At 73.1% G+C, this 20226-nt stretch carries 23 protein-coding genes; 14 read left to right on the forward strand and 9 right to left on the reverse strand.

Annotated elements, in window-relative coordinates:
* A partial coding sequence (locus ABYE80_RS05680) for an O-antigen ligase family protein (protein ID WP_372789293.1) occupies positions 1-1150 on the forward strand: 1150 nt, incomplete at its 5' end.
* Here ABYE80_RS05680 and ABYE80_RS05685 read toward each other — a convergent pair.
* The 3 genes from ABYE80_RS05685 to ABYE80_RS05695 all read right to left on the reverse strand — a co-directional run bounded on the left by ABYE80_RS05685 (position 1118) and on the right by ABYE80_RS05695 (position 4374).
* Positions 1118-2089 (reverse strand): glycosyltransferase family 2 protein, encoded by a 972-nt coding sequence (locus ABYE80_RS05685; protein WP_372789294.1) that lies wholly within the window; start codon positions 2087-2089, stop codon positions 1118-1120. The two genes, ABYE80_RS05680 and ABYE80_RS05685, sit on opposite strands and share 33 nt — an antisense overlap.
* Positions 2086-3051: a glycosyltransferase family 2 protein gene (locus ABYE80_RS05690; protein WP_372789295.1), complete on the reverse strand. Its 966-nt coding sequence runs from the start codon at positions 3049-3051 to the stop codon at positions 2086-2088. Before ABYE80_RS05690 ends, ABYE80_RS05685 begins: the two co-directional genes overlap by 4 nt.
* Before the next feature lie 63 nt (positions 3052-3114).
* Complete coding sequence (locus tag ABYE80_RS05695) at positions 3115-4374, reverse strand: hypothetical protein (RefSeq protein WP_372789296.1); 1260 nt, start codon at positions 4372-4374, stop codon at positions 3115-3117.
* On the opposite strand from ABYE80_RS05695, the gene ABYE80_RS05700 reads away from it, so the two are divergent.
* Positions 4373-5113, forward strand: coding sequence for a class I SAM-dependent methyltransferase (locus ABYE80_RS05700; protein ID WP_372789297.1), 741 nt, complete (start codon positions 4373-4375; stop codon positions 5111-5113). The genes ABYE80_RS05695 and ABYE80_RS05700 overlap by 2 nt on opposite strands.
* A 10-nt stretch (positions 5114-5123) precedes the next feature.
* Here the strand turns inward: ABYE80_RS05700 and ABYE80_RS05705 are convergent, their stop codons facing one another.
* On the reverse strand, positions 5124-5927 hold the full coding sequence (locus tag ABYE80_RS05705; protein ID WP_372789298.1) for a cyclopropane-fatty-acyl-phospholipid synthase family protein: 804 nt from the start codon (positions 5925-5927) through the stop codon (positions 5124-5126).
* 32 nt (positions 5928-5959) lie between these two features.
* On the opposite strand from ABYE80_RS05705, the gene ABYE80_RS05710 reads away from it, so the two are divergent.
* Both ABYE80_RS05710 and ABYE80_RS05715 read left to right on the forward strand, forming a co-directional pair.
* Entirely contained in the window at positions 5960-6577 is a 618-nt protein-coding gene (locus ABYE80_RS05710; RefSeq protein ID WP_372789299.1) for a hypothetical protein, read from the forward strand.
* Positions 6574-7320: a class I SAM-dependent methyltransferase gene (locus ABYE80_RS05715; RefSeq protein WP_372789300.1), complete on the forward strand. Its 747-nt coding sequence runs from the start codon at positions 6574-6576 to the stop codon at positions 7318-7320. The genes ABYE80_RS05710 and ABYE80_RS05715 overlap by 4 nt, the downstream gene beginning before the upstream one ends.
* Here ABYE80_RS05715 and ABYE80_RS05720 read toward each other — a convergent pair.
* Together ABYE80_RS05720 and ABYE80_RS05725 are read right to left on the reverse strand one after the other, a co-directional pair.
* A complete protein-coding gene (locus tag ABYE80_RS05720) occupies positions 7307-8038 on the reverse strand; it encodes a class I SAM-dependent methyltransferase (RefSeq protein WP_372789301.1) in 732 nt (243 codons plus the stop codon). The genes ABYE80_RS05715 and ABYE80_RS05720 overlap by 14 nt on opposite strands.
* A gap of 13 nt (positions 8039-8051) precedes the next feature.
* Positions 8052-8714 carry a class I SAM-dependent methyltransferase gene (locus ABYE80_RS05725; RefSeq protein ID WP_372789302.1) on the reverse strand — a complete coding sequence of 221 codons (663 nt, stop codon included), beginning with the start codon at positions 8712-8714 and terminating at the stop codon, positions 8052-8054.
* A 28-nt stretch (positions 8715-8742) separates the two neighbouring features.
* Between ABYE80_RS05725 and ABYE80_RS05730 the strand changes: the two genes are divergently transcribed.
* On the forward strand, positions 8743-9324 hold the full coding sequence (locus tag ABYE80_RS05730) for an acyltransferase (protein WP_372789303.1): 582 nt from the start codon (positions 8743-8745) through the stop codon (positions 9322-9324).
* On the opposite strand, the gene ABYE80_RS05735 is transcribed toward ABYE80_RS05730, so the two are convergent.
* The gene (locus ABYE80_RS05735) at positions 9302-9949 is read right to left on the reverse strand and encodes a class I SAM-dependent methyltransferase (protein ID WP_372789304.1); all 648 of its coding nucleotides are present in this window, start codon (positions 9947-9949) and stop codon (positions 9302-9304) included. The genes ABYE80_RS05730 and ABYE80_RS05735 overlap by 23 nt on opposite strands.
* A 49-nt stretch (positions 9950-9998) precedes the next feature.
* Between ABYE80_RS05735 and ABYE80_RS05740 the strand changes: the two genes are divergently transcribed.
* A complete protein-coding gene (locus ABYE80_RS05740; RefSeq protein ID WP_372789305.1) occupies positions 9999-10442 on the forward strand; it encodes an RpiB/LacA/LacB family sugar-phosphate isomerase in 444 nt (147 codons plus the stop codon).
* On the forward strand, positions 10439-11437 hold the full coding sequence (locus ABYE80_RS05745) for a glycosyltransferase family 4 protein (protein ID WP_372789306.1): 999 nt from the start codon (positions 10439-10441) through the stop codon (positions 11435-11437). Before ABYE80_RS05740 ends, ABYE80_RS05745 begins: the two co-directional genes overlap by 4 nt.
* Here the strand turns inward: ABYE80_RS05745 and ABYE80_RS05750 are convergent.
* Together ABYE80_RS05750 and ABYE80_RS05755 are read right to left on the reverse strand one after the other, a co-directional pair.
* Entirely contained in the window at positions 11424-12443 is a 1020-nt protein-coding gene (locus tag ABYE80_RS05750) for an MBL fold metallo-hydrolase (protein WP_372789307.1), read from the reverse strand. The genes ABYE80_RS05745 and ABYE80_RS05750 overlap by 14 nt on opposite strands.
* Positions 12443-13819 carry a phosphomannomutase/phosphoglucomutase gene (locus tag ABYE80_RS05755; protein WP_372789308.1) on the reverse strand — a complete coding sequence of 459 codons (1377 nt, stop codon included), beginning with the start codon at positions 13817-13819 and terminating at the stop codon, positions 12443-12445. The genes ABYE80_RS05750 and ABYE80_RS05755 overlap by 1 nt, the downstream gene beginning before the upstream one ends.
* A gap of 27 nt (positions 13820-13846) precedes the next feature.
* On the opposite strand from ABYE80_RS05755, the gene ABYE80_RS05760 reads away from it, so the two are divergent.
* From ABYE80_RS05760 to ABYE80_RS05790, 7 genes are all read left to right on the forward strand, one after another.
* Entirely contained in the window at positions 13847-15058 is a 1212-nt protein-coding gene (locus ABYE80_RS05760; protein WP_372789309.1) for a glycosyltransferase family 4 protein, read from the forward strand.
* A complete protein-coding gene (locus tag ABYE80_RS05765) occupies positions 15046-16266 on the forward strand; it encodes a glycosyltransferase family 4 protein (RefSeq protein WP_372789310.1) in 1221 nt (406 codons plus the stop codon). Before ABYE80_RS05760 ends, ABYE80_RS05765 begins: the two co-directional genes overlap by 13 nt.
* Positions 16253-17458 carry an acyltransferase family protein gene (locus tag ABYE80_RS05770; protein WP_372789311.1) on the forward strand — a complete coding sequence of 402 codons (1206 nt, stop codon included), beginning with the start codon at positions 16253-16255 and terminating at the stop codon, positions 17456-17458. Before ABYE80_RS05765 ends, ABYE80_RS05770 begins: the two co-directional genes overlap by 14 nt.
* 11 nt (positions 17459-17469) lie before the next feature.
* Positions 17470-18150: a methyltransferase domain-containing protein gene (locus ABYE80_RS05775; RefSeq protein WP_372789312.1), complete on the forward strand. Its 681-nt coding sequence runs from the start codon at positions 17470-17472 to the stop codon at positions 18148-18150.
* Positions 18147-18875, forward strand: a complete 729-nt coding sequence (locus tag ABYE80_RS05780; RefSeq protein WP_372789313.1) for a sugar phosphate nucleotidyltransferase — start codon at positions 18147-18149, stop codon at positions 18873-18875. The genes ABYE80_RS05775 and ABYE80_RS05780 overlap by 4 nt, the downstream gene beginning before the upstream one ends.
* 87 nt (positions 18876-18962) lie before the next feature.
* Complete coding sequence (locus tag ABYE80_RS05785; protein WP_372789314.1) at positions 18963-19958, forward strand: NAD-dependent epimerase/dehydratase family protein; 996 nt, start codon at positions 18963-18965, stop codon at positions 19956-19958.
* On the forward strand, positions 19955-20226 hold a 272-nt coding region (locus tag ABYE80_RS05790; RefSeq protein WP_372789315.1), incomplete at its 3' end, for a glycosyltransferase family 2 protein. The genes ABYE80_RS05785 and ABYE80_RS05790, both read left to right, overlap by 4 nt.

Raw genomic sequence — 20226 nt, forward strand, 5'->3', positions numbered from 1 at the left:
CACCGTCTGGGCGGTCGCCCGCGGTCACGGCTGTCGGCCGGTGGGGGCCTTCGGACTGCTGCTGCTCGGCGCCTACCTCGTCGTCACGGCGACGTCGATCCTGGCGGCGGAGTCGCTGGGCGTGGCGGTCGACGCGTTCCGCCAGCAGTTCCTGATCCTGCTCCTGGTCCCGGCGCTGGCCTTCCGCCGCTGGACGCCCGATGAGCGACGGCGCATGCTGCGCGGGTTCGTGGTGGTGGCCCTGGTGGCCGGGCTGTACGCGATGTTCCGCTACCTGACCGGGCCGAGCGGGGCCGAGGCGGACCTGCTGCGGCGGACCGGTGCGCAGACGGTGAACGGCGAGGTGGGCCTGATCGGCTCGTTCCTGTCCCGTCAGGAGCTCTCCGGCTGGACCGGCGTCGCGATCCCCGCGCTCGTCGCGCTGGTCCCGCTGCTGCAGGCACGCTGGCGCCTGGCGGTCGTGATCGCCTTCGGCACGTGCACGGCCGCGCTGCTGGCGTCCCAGACCCGCGCTGGGCTCGCCGCAGCCCTGGGGGGCACGGCGCTCGTGATCGGGCTCGTCGGCTTCGCGCGGAACGCCGGATCCCGTGCCGGTGCGCTGATCGTGACGATCGCGGTGGTGTTCGCCCTGGCCGCCGGCGGGTACGGGCTGACCGTCGGGGGGGACGACACACGCAGCAGCCGCATCGCCGGCGTGTTCAACCCGACCGAGGACGTGACCTTCGACGCGCGCAGGGCCAAGTGGCGGGAGACGATGCGCGCCCTCGACGGGAAGCCCGTCGGCTACGGCCTCGGCACCGCCGGCAGCGTCGTCCGCGAGCGCGGCCGGTTCATCACGGTCGACACCTTCAACATCGACAACAGCTACCTCCAGCTCGCCTATCAGCAGGGCTTCGCGATGGTCGCCCTGCTGCTCGCGGCCATGGCCGCGCTCCTGACCGCGCTGATCCGGGCGGCCATCAACGGCCCGTCGGGAGAGGCACCGCTACGCCTGGCGGCCACGGGGGCCGTGCTGGCGTGGCTGCTCGTCCTGACGGCGGGGAGCTACGTGGAACGGGAGTGCACGGTCCTGGCGATGCTGCTGCTCGGTCTCGCGCTCGCGCGCTCGAGCGTCCCGTCAGGACGCGGGCCGGCTGCGGAAGCGCAGTAGCTCCGCGCCGGGCTCCAGACCGGTCCGGTGCATGCGGGCGTAGCCGCGGTTGATCCGGCGATGCCGTGCGGCCCGTCGCGGGGCCAGGGGCGCCGCGACCGTCCACAGGAGCCAGCGGACGACGGGACCCGCCAGGTTGGCCAGCGCGACGACCCTGGTGATCGGTGCGCCGCGGCGCGCGAGCATCCACGCGTACGCGGCCCGTTGCGTGCGCACAGCCCGCTCGTCGGTGGTCCACCGCGCGGACGTCGCCGCGCTGACGTGGTGGTGGACCACGGCGTCGGGCACGTAGCGGGTGGGCCGCCCGGCCCGGTGCAACCGCCAGCAGAGGTCGAGGTCCTCCGCGTACAGCCACTGCTCGGGGTCGAACCCGCCGACCGCATCCCACGCCTCACGGGGGACCAGCAGGAAGGCGCCGTGGGCCCAGTCGACGCCCCGCGGCCGATCGGGGTCCCAGTGTCCTTCCATGCACAGCGCCCGACCGACGGCCGGGACGCGGTGCAGGCCCAGGCTGAGGGCCAGACCGACGCGCAGCGTCGGGAACGGGTGGACGGTGTGCTGGGTGCTGCCGTCGAGCATCACGAGTCGCGGCGCGAGGGCCCCGGCCTCCGGCGAGGCCCGGGCGGCATCGAGCAGGCGCTCGAGGGCGTGGGGCTCGAACCGCAGGTCGGCGTTCGCCGCGGCGACGTACGGCGTGTGCGTCCGCTCCGCCACCAGGTTGACGGCCGCGCCGTAGCCGGGGTTCTCGCGGAGCGCGAGCACCTGCACCCACGGATGGCGCTCGCGCACCATGTCCGCCGAGCCGTCGGAGGAGTCGTTGTCCACCACCCAGACCTCGGCACGACCGGCCTCGTTCTCCGCGCGCAGCGACGTGAGGCACGCGTCGAGCAGTTCGCGGGTGTTGTACGACACGATCGCGATCGCGACGTCCGCGCTCATGGGGAGGGCTCCGCTGCGGCGGCGGGCGGGGGGCCGGGATCGGCCTCCGCCTCGGCCTCGTCCCAGGCCTGCAGGAACGGGCCCGCCAACTGCTGGAGGTACCAGCGGTGGAGGACCCGGCGGAAGTGCCCTCCGATCACGGGCGTGCGTTCCGGGACGTAGGGGGCGATCCGGGCGGTCCGTCCGCGCATGGGCGGCTCGTCGGCGGCCGCGCGCATCCGGTCGTGGAAGTGCGGGGCGACGTCGGGGAACCGCGTCACGAACCGGCGCTCCGACCACGCGATCCGCTGCACCCGTCCGAGCCACTGCTCGAGGGTCATCACGTGATCGTGCTCGGCGCTCGCCGTCCGCTCGTACAGCAGGGTCAGCCCGAGGCGATCGTGCAGCCGGCGACCCAGGTCGAGGTCCTCGTAGCCGAACGGGAAGCCCTGCTCGTCGAGCCCCCCGACGTCCCGGAGGGCCTGGCGCTTCAGCGACACGTTGCACGTGTACAGGTGCCACCAGCCGGTCTCCGAGGTCGCACGGAGGGCCTCGAAGTCGAACTGGAAGCCGTCCTCGATGAACCGCATGAAGGGCGTGACGCGCAAGCCCTCCGCCCAGCGGACCGGTCCGAGCACGCCCACGTGCGGCTGGGGCCGCTCGTCGTGGCGCCGCAGGTGGGCCTCGACGAGCCCCGGGTCGGGGAGGACGTCGTCGTCGAGGAACAGGATCACGTCCGCGTCGGTCGCGCGCCACCCGGTGTTCCGGGCGCTCGAGGCACCGGGCCGCGGCGCCGTGACCAGGCGCAGCCCGGGGACGTCCGGGCGGTCCGCGTAGCTCCGGATGACGTCGGGGTCCGCGGCGGCGTCGGCCACCAGCACGGTCACGAAGTCCTGCGTGGACTGCGCCGCCAACCGGTCCAGGCAGTGCCGGAGGGCCGGTCGACGCCCGAGGGTCGGTATGACGACGGCGACGCGGCTCACGTGGCGCGGAGCTTAGGGGACGCCGGTGGTGGGGCGGTCCGTCGACGGCCCGCCGGAGCGGGGTCAGCCCGCACGCCTCAGCGACGCCGGGACGTGCCGGCGGTTGCCGGTCGTCTCCTTGCTGGCCCACCGCTCACCGGGCTTCGGCCGGCGCTGGGTCTTGCGCTTCTTCCGCGCCGCCGGGGCCGGCGTCAGGCGGGCACGCAGCTCGGCGTAGCCGCTGCGCGGTGACAGGTCCGGGTTGGTGAGCCCCCAGCCGGGCAGCCGGCCCGACGGGTTGCGCAGCCGGAAGACGTAGATGCTGCGGACGTCCGGCTCCGCCGCCAGGGCGTCCAGCAGGCGGCCCAGGACCTCCCCGCGTGCCACACCGGGTGCGACCTCCTCCGGGTCGGCGATCCCCGTCTCGGTGATGTGGATCGGCACGCCCTCGTCGCGGTGACGGTCCCGGACGGCGCGGAGTCGCCCGACCGCCGCCCGGGCGCGAGCGATCGAGGGCCCCGGATCGACACCCGGCTCGGGATGGGGGTACGCGTGCAGCCCGAGGGCGTCGAACCATCCGGCGGCTCCGAGCCCGTAGAGGTCGTCGACGTAGCGCTCCATGGTGATGCCGTCGTGCGTCGTGTGGGCGCGCGGTGAGAGCCCGCCGAGGACGACGGGAAGGGCGGGAAGCGCGGCCCGCGAGCCCGCGGCGGCGAACTCCAGGATCCGCGCGTAGCGCTCCACGTTCGGGCCTCCGAGGGCGGTCCAGTTCGTGGTGATGTTGGGCTCGTTCCAGACCTCGACGCCCGTGGGGCGTACGTCGCGCGCGCCCGTGCCGTAGCGCCGGACCACCGCTTCGACGAATCGCCGCCAGGCGTCCAGATGCCGGTGCGCGGGCGGGCAGCGCCGGTCCAGGCAGCCGTCCCACGGGTCCTGGGCCCACGACGGCGTGTTCTCGACGAGGAGCAGCGGCCGGATGCGGCGCGCCTCGAGGGCGGCGAAGAAGCGGTCGTAGACGCTGAAGTCGAAGGAGCCCTGCCTGGACTCCACGGTGCTCCAGTCCACGAGCACCCGCATGGTCGTGACGCCGAGGTCGGCCGCGGTCGCGGCGACGGGCTCCGCGTCGCGGAAGGGGCCGTCACTGAGGCCGATCTCCGGTGCGGCGGCGGCGCCCGGCGCCCACCAGCAGGCCGCGGCGAGCACGGGCGCGACGACGCGCGTCAGGCGGCGCAGGGACCGGCGGTGGCGGACTGGACCCGACGCTGTCACGGTGGGGAGGCTACCGTCGCGCTCCACGACGACCGCCGGTCCGGTCGCCCGGTCCCGCACGTAAGCTCGCGACATGAACTCCGTCCCTCAGTACGCGCTGGACGCCTCGAGGACCTCGCCGCTGCGTCGCGCGGCCCTCTCGCTGCCACCGCGTCGGCTGACCTGCCCCTGCTGCGGCGGCCGCTACCGCCGGTTCATGGCGGCGGGTGCGACGCGCCGCCCCAACGCCCAGTGCCCGGGGTGCGGCAGCATGGAGCGCCACCGTGCGATCTCGTTGCTCCTGGAGGAGCGACTCCGCGGGAGCACGCCGTCGACCCGGGTGCTGCACTTCGCCCCCGAGCCACCCATCACCCAACGCCTGGTCGCCTCCGGCCCGCTCGACGTCGTGACCGCCGACCTCGTCGACCCGACCGCGATGGTGCAGGCCGACCTGATGGACCTCCCGTTCGCGGACGACGAGTTCGACATCATCATCTGCAGCCACGTGCTCGAGCACGTTCCCGACGACGCCCGGGCACTGCAGGAGATGCGCCGGGTCCTGCGTCCCGACGGGTGGGTGCTGCTGGCGGTCCCGATCTTCCTCGACCGCGACACCACCGACGAGGACCCGACGGTCGCCGATCCCCAGGAGCGCCTGCGGCGGTTCGGTCAGGTCGACCACGTCCGTGCCTACGGCCGCGACTTCCCGACCCGGGTCGGCGCGCAGGGCTTCGACGTGGAGGTCTGCTCCATCGGCTCGGCGTTCACGGCCCAGCAGGTCAGCGCCCACGCGCTGCAGGCGCACCGGGACGTGTACATCGCCCGTCCGGCCTAGCGCCCGCCGCTCACGCCGCCGGCTTCTCCGCCCGGGCCCAGAGATCGCCCTTGCCCAGACGCGCGGTCAGCCGCCGCGCCGCGAGCCGGTGATAGAGGCGGCGGGCCGCCTCGTCGGGGACGAAGTCGGTGTACATCCAGTCGCCGAGCGTGACCTGCGGCGCCGGGAAACCGGCCCGTGAGAGCGCACGGCGCAGCGAGGTGACGGTCATCTCGTTGACGTGCATCGCCACCTCGAGGGGCTTGCGGGGGTCCTTCGGCCACGTGCGCACACGGGACGGGCGGGCGAGCCGCTGCAGCCGGTAGGTGATCTCGTAGATCGACCGGTTGGGCATCGTGTGGATCAGGATGCGGCCGCCAGGACGCAGGATCCGCAGGGCCTCGCGCAGCGCGCGATCGAGCTCCTGCGGCGTGAGGTGCTCGACGACGTCGAGCATGGTGACGACGTCGGCCTCGCCATCGCCGACGGGGACCGATCGCGCGTCGCCGTGCACGAGCTCAGCCCGGTCCTCGACGCCGTTGGTCGCGAGGGTCCGCTTCGCGAGCTCGACGGCCGCGTCGGCGTACTCGACCCCGACCGCCCGGCTGGCGCCGGCCTGCACGGCGGCGACGAGCATCTCCCCGCGACCGCAGCCCAGGTCGACCAGGACGGTGCCGTCCGTGACCCCGGCCTGCTGCGCGTACCCGACGTAGAGCGGGTCGATGCCGACCCCGCCGCTCGCCTCCCACGCCGTGGCCCCCATGCAGTCGTGGCGGAAGTAGTCCTCCGTGTACACGTCCTGCGGAACCGCGGGCTCGGGCAGATCGCCGCTCATCGCTGCGCACCTTATGGCACCCTTCCGCCGCGATGCCCTCACGTTCTCCGTGGTCCCGCCTGGTCGTCAAGGTCGCGTTCACCTGGGCCCCGATGGTGGCCAGCGCCTGCCGCAAGCGATGGGCCAAGCTGAAGAACCCGCACGCGACCGTGCGGTTCGGTCGCCACGTGTACGTGGGCCCGGGGTTCAGCCTGCACGCGCCGCACGGCGGTACGTTCGAGGCCGGTGACGGATGCGAGTTCCGGCGCGGCTTCCGGTGCGAGCTCGGCGCTCCGGATGCGGTCGTGCGCTTCGGGCGGCAGTGCGTCGCCACCTACGACGTGCTGTTCCAGGTCACGACCTCCGTCGAGGTGGGGGACCGCGTGATGTTCGGACAGGCCGGCGCCGTCTTCGACGGCAACCACAACTTCAAGGACCCCGAGTTGCCGATGATGTCGCAGGGCTACACCTTCACGCCGCTCTCGATCGGCGACGACGTGACGACGCTCACCAAGTGCACGATCGTCGCCGACCTCGGTGACCGCGCGGTGGTGGCCGCCAACACCGTGGTGACCAAGCCGGTGGCGCCGTACACGATCGTCGGCGGCGTGCCCGCCAAGGTGATCGGGACCTACGGTCCGGCGGGCGCCGCGAGGGGTGAGCAGGCATGACCGTCGTCGTGGATCCGGACCGCGAGCTCGAGGAGCTGCGCCTGTATCTCGGGGACGCCTTCGACGAGACCGCGCTGCAGTCGCACGAGCAGCGGCTCATGGAGGAGCTCGAGGCGGCGCCCGACGAGGAGTCCCTGTACCGCAGCTCCCAGATGTACCTCTACGACCTCACCGTGTTCGCGATGTCGCGGACCAAGGCCCCGTACGTGGATCTCCTCACCCGGCACGTCGCGCCCGGGGCGCGCCTGCTCGACCTGGGCTGCGGGATCGGCGCGGACGGTCTCGCGCTGCTGGAGGCCGGGTACGACGTCACGTTCGCGGACTTCGACAACCCGTCGACCGCCTTCCTGCGCTGGCGGCTGGAGCACCGCGGCCTGAAGGCGACGATCGTGGACCTCGACCGCGATCCGCTGCCGTCGGGCCACGATCTCGCGTATGCCTTCGACGTGATCGAGCACGTCCCGGACCCGTTCGCGTTCCTGCGGACGATGGAGGCGGCCGCCACGCGCGTGCTCGTCAACGTCCTGGAGCCCGAGGAGGGGGAGACGACGCTGCACCACGAGCTGCCCGTCAAGGCCCTCGAGGCGCACGCGGCGGCACAGCACCTCGTGGCCCTGGAGGTCCACCACGGCCGCTCACACGTGCTGCTGTACCGCACGGGGCCCTCGTCCGGGGTGGCCCGCCTGCGCTCCCGCGCGGTGCTGGCGGGCGCGCGCGCCCGCCGGATGCTCAGGCGCTCCTGAACCCGTGATGGACGACGTGGGGGACCGTGAACTTCTTCTCGCCCTCACCGACCTCCATCGCGAACGTCCCGATCTCCTCGACGCGATCGAACCCCGCGTCGAAGATCATCTGCTTCCACGTCTTGCGCGCCGGGATCCAGTAGACGACCGCCTTCTGGCGGGTCGCGCGGTAGCGCGCGAGGTGCATCCGCGGGATGCGGTTCAGCAGCGGCTCGTGCTCCTCGGCGGTGATGAACATGCCGCCCGGCTTGACCAGGTTGCAGATGCGCTCCAGCGCGAGGAACTGGTCGCGGAGGTGGATGAGGACCGACCCGCAGAACACGAGATCGAACTGGCCGAGCTCCTCCGGCTTCGCGTGGTAGATGTTCTGGACGACGCGCTCGACCTTGGAGCCGAGGACCTCCTTGGCCGCGTAGAAGCCCTGACCGCGCGGTCCGGCGACGTTGTACTCCTTGGGGCGGTGCCGCGGCGGCCAGTCCAGCTCCCGCTCGTCGTCGAGGTCCAGTGCGACGACCTCGGCGCCCCGCTTCTCCATCTCGAACGCCCAGAACCCGTCCCAGGTCCCGACGTCGAGGACCCGCTTGCCGGCCAGCGAGTCCGGCAGGCCGTACTCGCCGACGTAGCGGCGCATGTCGAACCAGCCCGGCGTCGTGTAGTCGGGCGTGAGGTCGAGCGTGTGGTAGAAGCGGATCTGCTTCGCGCGTTCCAAGGCGTCCATATGGCGCGTGACCCTAGAGGATCGCCACGAGCAGGAGGTGATCGGCCGGGTCCACGCCGATCAGCCGGGAGAGCGTCCGCTGGACCGGCACAAGCGCGCGGCGCAGTCGCCCGTCGACGTGCTGGATGCGATGGACGCGCACGTCGCTGAATCCCGCCGACCGGCAGAGGCCGAAGAGGTCGTGCGCCGGCCACGGACGGATGTGGGTGAAGTCCGAGGCCTGGAAGCTGGTCGGATGCGCCGGGTTGGGCGTGGAGATCACGAGCGCTCCGCCGGGCGGCAGCAGCTCGGCGGCGTGATCGACGAAGGCGATGCCCTGCTGGGCCGGCAGGTGCTCCAGCAGGTCGAGCATCAGGATCGCGTCGAAGGGCTCCGCGACGGCGAGGAAGTCGTCGTGGTCGTGGTCGTGCCGGCGGTCCGGATCGCACGACAGGTACCGCGCCTGGACGCCGAGGCGAGGGAGCAGCTCCGCCCAGCGGCGGTCGCCGGCCCCGACGTCGAGCAGACGTCGCGCCCCGTGCAGCGCGGTCCCGATGTGCCGGGCCCACGGGCCGGACGGCGCACCGCCCGCCGCGCTCCACGAGCCCGACGCGAGCTCCGGCGGCGAGCGGACGTGGGAGGAGCGGTGGGCGTAGACCTCCCAGTAGCGGTCCTCGAACATCCCGGTGGCAGCCATCAGAGCGCCATCATCTAGGGTCCGGGCCGTGTACGCCCCCAGAACGCTGCTCGAGGAGCCGATCGCCCGTGTGGCGGTCCGCGGGAAGCTCCTGGCGCCGTGGCGCCGCCGCCGGTTCCACGCCTTCGGCGCGGACTCCGTGGTCCACAAGCCGATCGCGATCTACGGACCGTGGCAGATGGCGCTCGGCGAGCGCGTGCTCATCCTTCACGGCGCCTGGCTGTCCGTCGAGAAGGTCGCGTGGGAGCGCCCCGCACCGGTCGTGCGGATCGGGAACCGCGTCGGCATCCGGCCGTACTGCACGATCTCCGCGGCGGAGTCGATCACGATCGAGGACGACGTGATCCTCAGCGCCTACTCCACGGTGATCGACTGCGACCACACGATCGTTCCCGGCGTCCCGAACGTGCTCCAGACGCCGCTGGAGACCACCCCGGTCCACATCGGCGCCGGGACGTGGATCGGCGAGCGCTGCTCGATCCTCCGCGGGGCCCGGATCGGGAAGGGCTGCATCATCGGGGCCGGCAGCGTCGTCCGCGGTCAGATCCCGGACCACAGCGTCGCGGTCGGGGTCCCGGCCCGGGTCGTCAAGCAGCTCCCGCAGTCCTGACCCCGGTCAGGACGTGCTGGAAGGTGAGGAACGTCCGGCCCGGGAGCACGCCGAGCAGGCGCGACCGGCGCACCGGGCCCGTGGGGCCGAACCGGTACTGACGGTCGACGGCGACGACCTCGAGTCCGGCCTGCTCGAACAGGTCGTAGGCGTCGCGGAGCGTGAACCAGCGCAGGTGGGTGCGGTCGAAGATGCCGAGGGTGCGGCGGGGGAACGTCCCGCGGACCCCGATCTGCCAGAAGGTCTCCCAGTACCGGACGTTCGGCAGGGACACGACCGCGGTCCCGCCCGGCTCCAGCACGGCGACCGCATCGCGGAGGACCCGCCACGGATCGACGAGGTGCTCGAGCACGTCGCCGGCGACGACGCAGTCGAACCTGCCCAGCGCGGCGAGGTTGACCGCCTCGAGATCGGCGTGGAGCACGTCGTCGAGCCGCTCCTGGGCGGCGACCACGTAGTCGCCGTCCACCTCGATGCCCACCACGCTGCACGACTGGCGCTGCTTGAGCGCCGCGCCGAGGGTCCCCGACGAGCATCCGAGGTCGAGGATCCGTTCGGCGTCGGAGGGGATGCGGGCCTGGAGCTCGGGGCGCGGGTTCTCGTAGGCGTGGGCGATGACGTCCATCTGGTCGCGCAGGGTACGTGGCCGCGGCGCTCTGGGGGATACTCGTGCCATGGTGATCGCGGTCGCAGCCGACGAACGCGTGGGTGTCGCGGACGCGGTGGTCGACGCGCTGCGCGACGCCGGTCACGAGGTGCTGCTCTTCGGAGCCCTCGCGGAGGGCGATCGCGCGGACTGGGCGTGGTCGGCCGCCGCCGCGGCGGGGGCGGTGAGCGAGGGCCGCGCCCAGCAGGCCGTCGTCTGCTGCTGGACGGGCACGGGCGCGTCGATCGCCGCCAACAAGGTGCCGGGTGTCCGCGCGGCGCTGTGCACGGACGCCGAGACCGCCCGGGGAGCGCGCGTGTGGAACGACGCGAACGTCCTCGCGCTGAGCCTGCGGCTCCTGTCGGCGCCGGTGCTCTCCGAGATCCTCGACGCGTGGTTCGCCGCGCGGCCCAGCGACCAGGCCGACGACCGGGCCAACGTGGATCGGGTGGGGGAGCTCGACGCGCGGTGATCGTCATCGACGGGCGTGCGGCCGCGCGCGCTGATCTCGGTGGCGTCGAGCGCTGGGCGCGGGAGCTGACCGGGCGGCTGCCGGCCCGGTTCCCCGGCGCCTACCGGGTCGACGCCCCGCCTGCGTGGATGGCCCATCGCGCCGGCCACCTCTGGGAGCAGACCTGGTTCCCGCTGCGGGCGGCCCGCGACGACCTGCTGCTGTGCCCGGCCAACCTCGCCCCGCTCGCGAGCCGCCGGGTCGCCGTCATCCTCCACGACGCCGCCGTGCTGCGCGACCCGGGCTGGTACAGCCCCGCGTACGTCCGCGTCCAGCGGTTCCTCCTGCCGCGGATCGCCGCAAGGGCGGACAGGGTCCTCACCGTCTCGGACTTCGCGGCCGCGGAGCTGCGGGAGCTCCTGGGCGTCGAGGCGGCGGTCGTCCCCGGCGGCGTGGGGGAGGCGTTCGTGCCGGATGCCGACGTCGGGGCCGGCCGTCGCGCCGCGGGACTGGACGACGACGCACGGTACGTCCTGACGGTCGCCGCACGGACCGCGCGCAAGAACCTGGCGGCGCTGCAGGTCGCCGCGCGCCGCCTCGCCGCCCAGGGGGTCGAGGTCGTCGCGGTGGGGGGTGATCGGCCGCAGTTCGCGGCCGAGCCGGCGGTACCGGGCGTCCGCCATCTCGGACCGATCCCGGATGCCGCCCTGCCCGGCCTCTACGCGGGGGCGCAGGCCTTCGTGCTGCCGTCCCGCTACGAGGGCCTCGGTCTGCCGGTGCTGGAGGCGATGGCCTGCGGTACGCCCGTGGTCGCCGCGGCGGCCGCGGCCCTGCCGGAGACGTGCGGTGACGCCGCCGTGCTGGTGGACCCCGACGACCACGTCGGGTTCGCCGACGCGCTGGAGTCGGTCGTCGCCGGCCCCGAGCCGTGGCGGGCGCGAGGTCTGGAGCGCGTCCGCGGACGGACCTGGGACGCCACGGCAGACGCGGTCGACGCGATCCTCAGGTCGCCCTGAAGCGCGCGACCTCGCCGTCGGCGTCGACCTCCACGGCGCGGCCGTCGGCCAGCAGCAGGTCGATGTGGCCGAGCACCTCGCTGAGGGTCAGGAAGGCCTGCGTGACCGCGACGTTGCCCCACATCGACTGCGCGATCTCGTAGGCGCTGAGCGGCTGCCCGGCGATCAGCGCGGCGATCTTGGTCGCCCGGCGATCGTGCAGCCGGATCCGGTCGTCGATCAACGCCCGGTGATCGGTGACCGGCACGCCATGCCCGGGCAGGATCACGTCGAGCTCCATGGCCTGCGTCCGGCGCATCGAGGCGAGGTAGGTCATCAGCGCCCGCGGCCGGTCCGGGGGGAGCCCGGTCCCGTCGAGCGGCCGGGAGATCAGCGGGTTGGAGCTGATGTGACCGATGAGGTGGTCACCGCCGAGCAGGATGCCGCGCTGGGGGTCGTGGAAGATCGTGTCCGAGGGACTGTGGCCGGGCCGGTGGTGCACCGCCAGGGTGCGATCGGCGAACGGCAGCTCCCCGCCGTCGGTCAGCAGGGTCGTGACCTCGCATGCGGCTCCCCAGCCGCGGAACGCCTGCGAGACGCCGCTGAGCGCCGTGATCACGTCGGACGGCAGCCCGTGCCGGCGCATCAGGGCCTGGGCGAACGCGTCGTCGGCGATCGTCTCGGCCGCGTAGCCCGACAGCCACGGCGCGAGCAGGTCGAGCGCGCAGACCTCGGCGCCCGAGCGCCGCGCCAGGATGCTCACGAGGCCCTCGTGGTCGATGTGCTGATGGGTCACCACGATCCGCTCGAGATCCTCGACGCGGTGCCCGCGGTCCGCGAGCGCGCGTTCGAGCTCGTCGAGCGCCTTGCCGGAGTTCGGGCCGCTGTCGACCAGGGTCAGCGGGTCGTCCTCGATCAGGTACGTGTTCACGCGGCCGACCGCGAACGGGGTCGGGATCGCCATCACGTGGATCCCGGCCTCCTCGGCGGCCCGCCAGACCGCGGGATCCTGCGCGTCCTGCGACATCAGGATCGGATGCGTCCGAGGACCTCGTCCCGCCGGGCCTCCATGTCCTCGTAGGAGACCAGGGACTCCAGGCACAGCCGCAGGAGCGGTTCGGTGTTCGACATCCGCACGTTGAAGTGCCAGTCCTCGAAGTCCACCGAGACGCCGTCGACGTGCGTGATCGTGGCTCCCGGCATGGCGGCGTAGTGCGCCTCGATCTCCGCCGCCTTGGCGGCGCCGTCCTCCACCGTCGAGTTCACCTCGCCGCTGATGAAGTACTTGGCCCGGTAGGGCGCCAGGAGCTCGCTCAGGCGCTTGCCCTCCACCGACAGCTTCTCGAGGATCAGCAGGGCCGGGATCGTGCCGGCGTCGGCGCAGTAGAAGTCGCGGAAGTAGTAGTGCCCGGACACCTCCCCGCCGAACAGCGATCCCTCGCGCTGCATCCGCGTCTTGAAGAACGCGTGCCCGACCCGGTTGATCTGCGGCGTCCCGCCGGCCGCGCGGACCGTGTCGGCGACGGCCCGTGAGGCACGCGCGTCGTAGAGGATCGCCTGTCCGGGCGTCTTGGCGAGCAGGTGCTCGGCGAGGATCGCGGTGAGGAAGTCGCCGTCGACGAACTCGCCCGTGTCGTCGATGAAGAAGCAGCGGTCGGCGTCCCCGTCCCAGGCGATGCCGAGGTCGGCCCCCGTCTCCTTGACCTTGTCGATGATGAACTGGCGGTTCTCCGGCAGCAGCGGGTTCGGCTCGTGGTCGGGGAAGTTCCCGTCGGGGGTCCAGTAGGTCTTCACGAGCTCGACGGGGAGGCGGTCGAGGACCGGGCCGACCATCGGGCCGGCCATGCCGTTGCCGCCGTCGACGACGACCTTGAGCGGCCTGACGTTCGCCGGGTCGATGAAGGTCATCGCCTTGTCGAAGAACTCGTCGTAGACGTCCACCTCCTCGACCACGCCCCCGCCGGGCGCTGCCGGCATGCCCGCCTCGATCATCTGCCGGATCTCCTGGATCCCCTCGTCGCCGCTGAGGGCGATCGCCCCGCGCTTGACGAGCTTCGCGCCCGTGTAGGCCTTGGGGTTGTGGGAGGCCGTGCACATCAGCCCGCCGTCGAGGTCGCGTGAGCCGACCAGGTGGTAGAGCATCTCGGTGCCGATCTGTCCGGCATCGACCACCGTCGCCCCCTCGGCCAGCATCCCGTCGCGGTAGCGCGCCGCGAGCTCGGGTGCGGTGAGGCGCATGTCCCGGCCCAGGCCCAGGCGCAGGTCGGCGCACGGGCGCGCCTCGAGATGGCTGATCACCCGGGCGAACGCGCGGCCGATCGCCTCCGCGATGTCGCCGGTGATCTGCTCGCCGTAGAGGCCGCGGACGTCGTAGGCCTTGAAGATCTCGGGGGGGACGCTCATGAGGGGGCAAGCTATCGTCACCGGCCGATGCGCGTACTCGCCGTGGGGAGCCTCTACCCACCACATCATCTCGGGGGCTACGAGGTGATCTGGCTCGGGACGACCGGACACCTGGCCGACCGCGGCCACGAGGTCCGGACGCTCGCGACGACGCATCGCGAGCCCGGCGGAGAGGGGCTGCCGGACCCGCACCCGGACGTGCACCGTGCGCTGCGCTGGTACTGGTCGGACTACGGGTTCCCGGCGCTCGCGCTGCGGGAGCGCCTCGCGCTGGAGCGCCACAACCACCGGGTGCTCGAGGAGCACCTGTCGCAGTTCCGGCCCGACGTCGTGATGTGGTGGGCGATGGGCGGGATGTCGGTGTCCATGGTCCAGGCCGTGGCGAGACGCGGCATCCCGGCGGTCGGGGTCGTCTGCGACGACTGGCTGGACTACGGCCCCCGCGTCGACGGCTGGATCGCGGGCTGGAAGCGGCGGCGTGCCCGCCCGTTCGCGCCGCTCGCCGAGCGCATCACCGGGATCCCGACCCGCTTCGACGCCGACCACGGCGTGCGCTGGCTGTTCATCAGCGAGACGACCCGACGGCGCGCCCGGCAACGCGGCGGCTGGTCGGTGCCGGACTCCGCCGTGTGCCACTCGGGGATCGACCCCTCGCGGTTCCCGCCTGCGGCGCCGCGTCCCGCGTGGGAGGGTCGGCTGCTGTACGCCGGGCGGCTCGACCCCCGCAAGGGCATCACCACCGCGATCGACGCCCTCGCCGACCTGCCGGCCACCACGACGCTCGACCTCGTCGGCACCGGGCTCCCGCAGGACGTCGCGGCGCTGCGTCGCCAGGCCGAGGAGCTCGGCCTGGGGAAACGCGTGCGCTTCCGCGATCAGGTCGCGCACGATGCGCTCGCCGACGTCTACGCGGGCGCTGACGTGGTGCTGTTCCCCGTGTCCTGGGAGGAGCCCTGGGGCCTCGTCCCGATCGAGGCGATGAGCGTGGGCCGGCCGGTCGTCGCAACCGGTACGGGCGGGTCCGGCGAGTACCTGCGCGACGGCGTCAACTGCCTGCGCTTCCCGCCCAAGGACGCCGGGGCCCTCGCGGCCGCGGTGCAGCGGCTGGCGGCCGACCCCGCGCTGCGGGCGCAGCTGCGCGCCGGCGGCGCGCAGACCGCGGCGACGTACACGCAGCAGGCCTTCGACGAGCAGGTCGCCGGGCACGTCGAGGACGTCGCACGCCGATGCGGATCCTGACGCTGGGGAACATGTACCCCCCGCACCACCAGGGCGGGTACGAGCGTGCCTGGGCCGCGGTCGTCGACGGGCTGCGCGCACGCGGTCACGACGTGCGCGTGCTGACGACCACGCATCGGCAGGACGGGGTCGCCGAGGACCCGGCGACCGAGCGCGGCGTGCGACGCGAGATGCCGTGGTACTGGCACGAGCACGAGTTCCCGCGGCGCGGCGTCCGCGGCGTCGTGACGCTCGAGCGCTCGGCCCACGCGGTGCTCCGGGACGAGCTCGCGGCGTACCCGGCCGACGTCGCGGCCTGCTTCTCGATGGGCGGGATGCCGCTGTCCCTGATCGCCGGACTCCGACGGGCGGGGCTCCCGGTCGTCGGCATCGTGCACGACGAGTGGCTGGCGTACGGCCCCGTGGTGGATCCGTGGACACGGTGGCTGCGGAGGGTCCCGCGCCCGCTGGCCCGGGCCGTGGCGGGGGTCGCCGGCGTCCCGGACGGCTTCGCGGTGGCCGACGTCGCGCGCTGGTCGTGCAACAGCGCCTACATCCGCGACCGTGCGGCCGCCGCCGGGGCCGCGCTGCCGGAGGACCGCACGACCGTCGATCGGCCGGGCATCGATCCCCGGGCGTTCCCGCCGCGGCCCGCCCGGACGTCCTGGGAGGGGCGTCTCGTCGTCGTCGGCCGCGTCGTCCCGGAGAAGGGCGTCGAGCACGCGATCGACGCGCTGGCGCGCCTTCCGGGCCACTCGCTCGACGTCGTGGGCGCCGGCGATCGCACGTACCTGGAGCGCCTGCGCCGTCGAGCCGCGGAGCTCGGGGTCTCCGACCGCGTCTCCTTCGCGGGCGCGCTGGCCGGCGCCGCCCTCGTCGAGGCGTACGCCGCCGCCGACGCGGTGGTCTTCCCGGTCACGTGGGCCGAGCCCTTCGGCCTCGTGCCCCTGGAGGCGATGGCGGTCGGCCGACCGGTGGTGTCCACCGCCACCGGCGGCGCGGGGGAGTTCCTGCGTGACGGCGCCAACGCCCTCGTCGTCCCGCCCGCCGACCCGCAGGCCATCGCCGAGGCGGTCGACCGCCTGTCCCGCGACCCGGACCTACGGGCGCAGCTGCGGGCCGGCGGTACCGCGACCGCGAGCCGCCACACCGAGGAGGGGTTCGTGGAGCGGGTCTGCGACGTGATCACCGGTCCGGCGCCTGCGTCATCCCGGCGTGACCGTCCCTAGACTGCCCCCGGACATGGGGGCGCGGGACAGATACGGCTTGGTCATCGGCGGGGACGGACTTCGTGCGATCGCCGCGGTCGCGGTGCTGGTGTTCCACGGGTACATCGCCACCGTCCTCGCGGTGGGCGGTCCCGCCGCCGCGGACCCGGGATCGGCGTTCAAGCCGTTCGGCGCCGTGTTCGTGCATCTCGCGGTCGGGCTGTACGTCTTCTTCGCGCTGTCCGGCTACCTGGTGGGCGGGCCGTTCGTCCGGGCCTGGATCCGCGGCGAGTCCGCGCCGGAGTGGCGCTCGTACCTCCGCCGGCGCATGTTCCGCATCGTCCCGGCCTTCTGGCTGGTCACCGTGCTGCTGCTGCTGCGGTTCGGGACGATCGGCAGCTCGTCGACCGAGGTCGTGTCGCTGCTGCTGTTCAACCAGAACATGACCCAGGGGGGTGTCCAGCGCCTGATGCCGCAGGGCTGGACCCTCGACATCGAGCTCACCTTCTACCTGGCGCTCCCGCTGCTGGCGGCGCTGGCCTGGCGCGTGCGGGGCCCCTCGACCCCCGAGGGCCGCCTGCGGCTGCTCCTGATCGGCCTGGGCACGCTGACGGCGCTGAGCCTGGTCCTGCGGATCGTCGCCGATCCCTCGGAGTTCTCCGGCCGCAACCTCGCGGCGCTCCTGTTCGCCTTCGTGCCCGGCATCGTGCTCGCGGCCGGCGAGGAGCAGTGGCGTCCCCGCCTCGCGGGGCTCCGCGGACGGCGCATCGCCGACGCGTGCCTGGCGGCGGCGCTGCTGGCGTTCGCGGCGGTGGTCGCGCTCGACGCCCGCGACGGCGAGGCGGCCCGCGAGCTCGCCCACCTCGTGGTCGGAGGCGGGCTCGTCGCGTGGGTGATCGTCCGGCAGTGGGCGACCGGGAACGCGCCCAGAGGCTTCACGCTGCGCCCGATCGTCGCGCTCGGGCGCTGGAGCTACGGGATCTACCTCGTGCACGTCGGCATCGGCCTCGAGCTCCTGCGCCGCAAGCCGACCGAGCTCGGGGAGTGGGGCCAGCTGGTCTTCGTGACGGGCGGCATGCTGGTCCTCAGCGTGATCGCTGCCGCGGCGCTGTGGCGGTTCTTCGAGGCGCCGATCCTGCGACGCGCCCGCGGCCGCAAGCCGGCACCCGTGCTGGCCGATCCCGCGCCGCACGTCACCAAGGCCTTCAGCTAGCTTCCCGGACCGTGGCCCAGCCCCTGATCCGCTCGTTCGTCGAGGACCTCGCCGCGGCCGTCCCGCTGCCGGACCCGATCGTCGAGTTCGGGGCCCTGCAGGTCGAGGAGCACCAGGACGGCGACCTCCGGCCGCTGTTCGCCGGCCGCCCGTTCACCGGTGTCGACATGCGCCCCGGGCCGGGGGTGGACCGGATCGAGGACCTCCGCTCCCTCAGCGACCCCGACGGCAGCGTCGGGACCGCGCTGTGCCTCGACACGCTCGAGCACTGCGAGGACCCTCCGCAGGCCTGTCGCGAGCTGACGCGCGTCACCGCCGACGGGGGCGTGTGCGTGCTGAGCTCCGTGATGCTGTTCGGCATCCACGGCTACCCCAACGACTATTTCCGCTTCACTCCGGAGGCTTTTCGCTCGATGCTGGCTGGGTTCGACGACGTATGGGCAGCAGGGATCGGTCACCCCGACATCCCGACGTGGGTCGTGGCGGTCGGTGCCCGCGGTCGACGACTGGATCTGTCCCTGGACAGCTTCCCGTCACTGCGGGAGGCCCAGGACCGCTACGACCGCGCCACGGGCAAGGTCCGGGTCGGGCCGCTGCACCTCGGCCCGCTCGAGCTGGCGCGCCTGATCGCCAAGGACGCGCCGCGCCTGGGCCGCGAACGCCTGCACGCCCTGCGCGGAGGCCGCTCGTGAACGCCGCCGACGTCCCGGTCGTCATCCTCTGCGGCGGGCGCGGCACGCGCCTGCAGGAGAAGACGGTCGACATCCCCAAGCCGCTCGTGGAGATCGGCGGTCACCCGATCGTCTGGCACGTCGTCCAGCTGTACTCGGTGCAGGGCTTCCGGAACTTCGTGCTGCTCACCGGGTACAAGGGCGACCTGCTCGAGGCGTTCGCCGCCGGGACGGACTGGCCCGCGGGCGTGACCGTCCGGTGCGTCGACACGGGGCTCGACACGCAGACCGGCGGACGAATCAAGGTGGGGGCGCAGAGCGGCGCCTACGGCGACCGGCCGTTCGCGGCGACCTACGCCGACGGCGTGGCCGACGTCGACCTCAGCGCGTTGCGCGAGTTCCATGCCGGGCACGGCGACCTGGCGACGATGACGGTGGTCCGGCCCGAGCTGCAGTTCGGCGTCACGGAGATCGGCGGGGACAACCGCGTCACGGGGTTCCACGAGAAGCCCCGCAGCGACCACTGGATCAACGGCGGCTTCTTCATCTTCGAGCCCGGCGTCCTGGAGTACCTGTCCGAGTCCAGCATCCTGGAGCGGGAGCCGCTGGAGGGTCTCGCGACCGACGGGGCCCTGCACGCGTTCCGGCACACGGGCTTCTGGGACTGCATGGACACCTACAAGGACGCGGTGACGTTGAACGACCTCTGGGCGACCGGGAAGCCTCCCTGGAAGGTCTGGCCGTGACCTGGACCGCGGCGCTCCACCCGCTGTCGGCACCCCCTCGGGACCGGGCGACGGGTCGGCGGACCCACCTGGCATGATCGCGCTCGCATGAGCTCGAACTTCGGAGAACAGCTGCGCGGCAAGACCGCCTTCGTGACCGGCGCCTACGGGATGCTCGGGTCCTGGCTCGTCAAGGGCCTGCTCGATCACGGCGCCCGTGTCGTGGTCCTCAAACGCGATCAGGTCACTGCGTCAGCGCTGGCTCTGGAGGGTCTGGAGGGACGCTGCCAGGTCGTCCGCGGCGATCTCGTCGACGCGCCGCTGATGGATCGCGCCCTCGGCGAGTACGAGGTCGACGCCGTCTTCCACCTCGCCGCGCAGACGATCGTGGGCACCGCCAACCGGTCCCCGGTCTCCACCTTCGAGTCGAACATCCGTGGCACCTGGACGCTGCTGGAGGCGTGCCGCCACCACGGCGTGTCCCAGACGGTGGTCGCCGCGTCGGACAAGGCCTACGGCCCACACGAGACGCTGCCCTACACCGAGGACATGGCGCTGCAGCCGAAGTTCCCCTACGACGTGTCGAAGGCGGCGACGGACCTGATCGCCCGCTCGTACTTCCACACCTACGGGCTGCCCGTGGCCGTCACGCGGTTCGCGAACATCTACGGCGGCGGGGACCTCAACCCGTCGCGGCTGGTGCCCGAGATGGTGGCCGCCATCATGGCGGGGCGCGCTCCGGTCATCCGCTCCGACGGGTCGCCCGAGCGCGACTTCCTGTACGTGGAGGACGCGGTGTCCGCCTACCTGGCGATCGCCGACCAGCTCGCCGCCGGGAACGCGGGCGGCGAGGCCTTCAACGCGGGTGGCGACGCGCCGCACAGCGTCCGGGAGATCGTCGACCTCGCGATCGAGGTCGTCGGTGCCGACGTGGTGGCCGACTACCAGGGGCAGGGCGTGCCCGCCGGCGAGATCGACCGTCAGTACGTCGACTCGACGAAGCTGCGGTCGCTGACCGGGTGGGCCCCGCTCGTGGACCTGCGCGAGGGGCTGCAGCGGACGGTGGACTGGTACCGAGCGCATCCGGAGGCGCTCTCGGCGTGAGCTCGACGGACGACGCCCGGCCCGCGCTCTCGGTCGTCGTCCCCTCGCACGACCGGCCGCTGCGCCTGCGGTGGCTGCTCAACGCGCTCGAGGAGCAGACGCTCGACCGCGAGCAGTGGGAGGTCGTCGTCGCCCACGACTCCGCCGGACCGGAGACGGAGGACCTGCTGCGGACCCACCCGCTCGCGGCGGCGGGAGTGCTGCGTCACCTGCGGTTCGACCCCGGACCAGGACCGGCCGTCAAGCGCAACGCCGCGTGGCGGGCGGC

This window comes from Paraconexibacter sp. (genome assembly GCF_041602235.1).
Taxonomy (GTDB): domain Bacteria; phylum Actinomycetota; class Thermoleophilia; order Solirubrobacterales; family Solirubrobacteraceae; genus Paraconexibacter.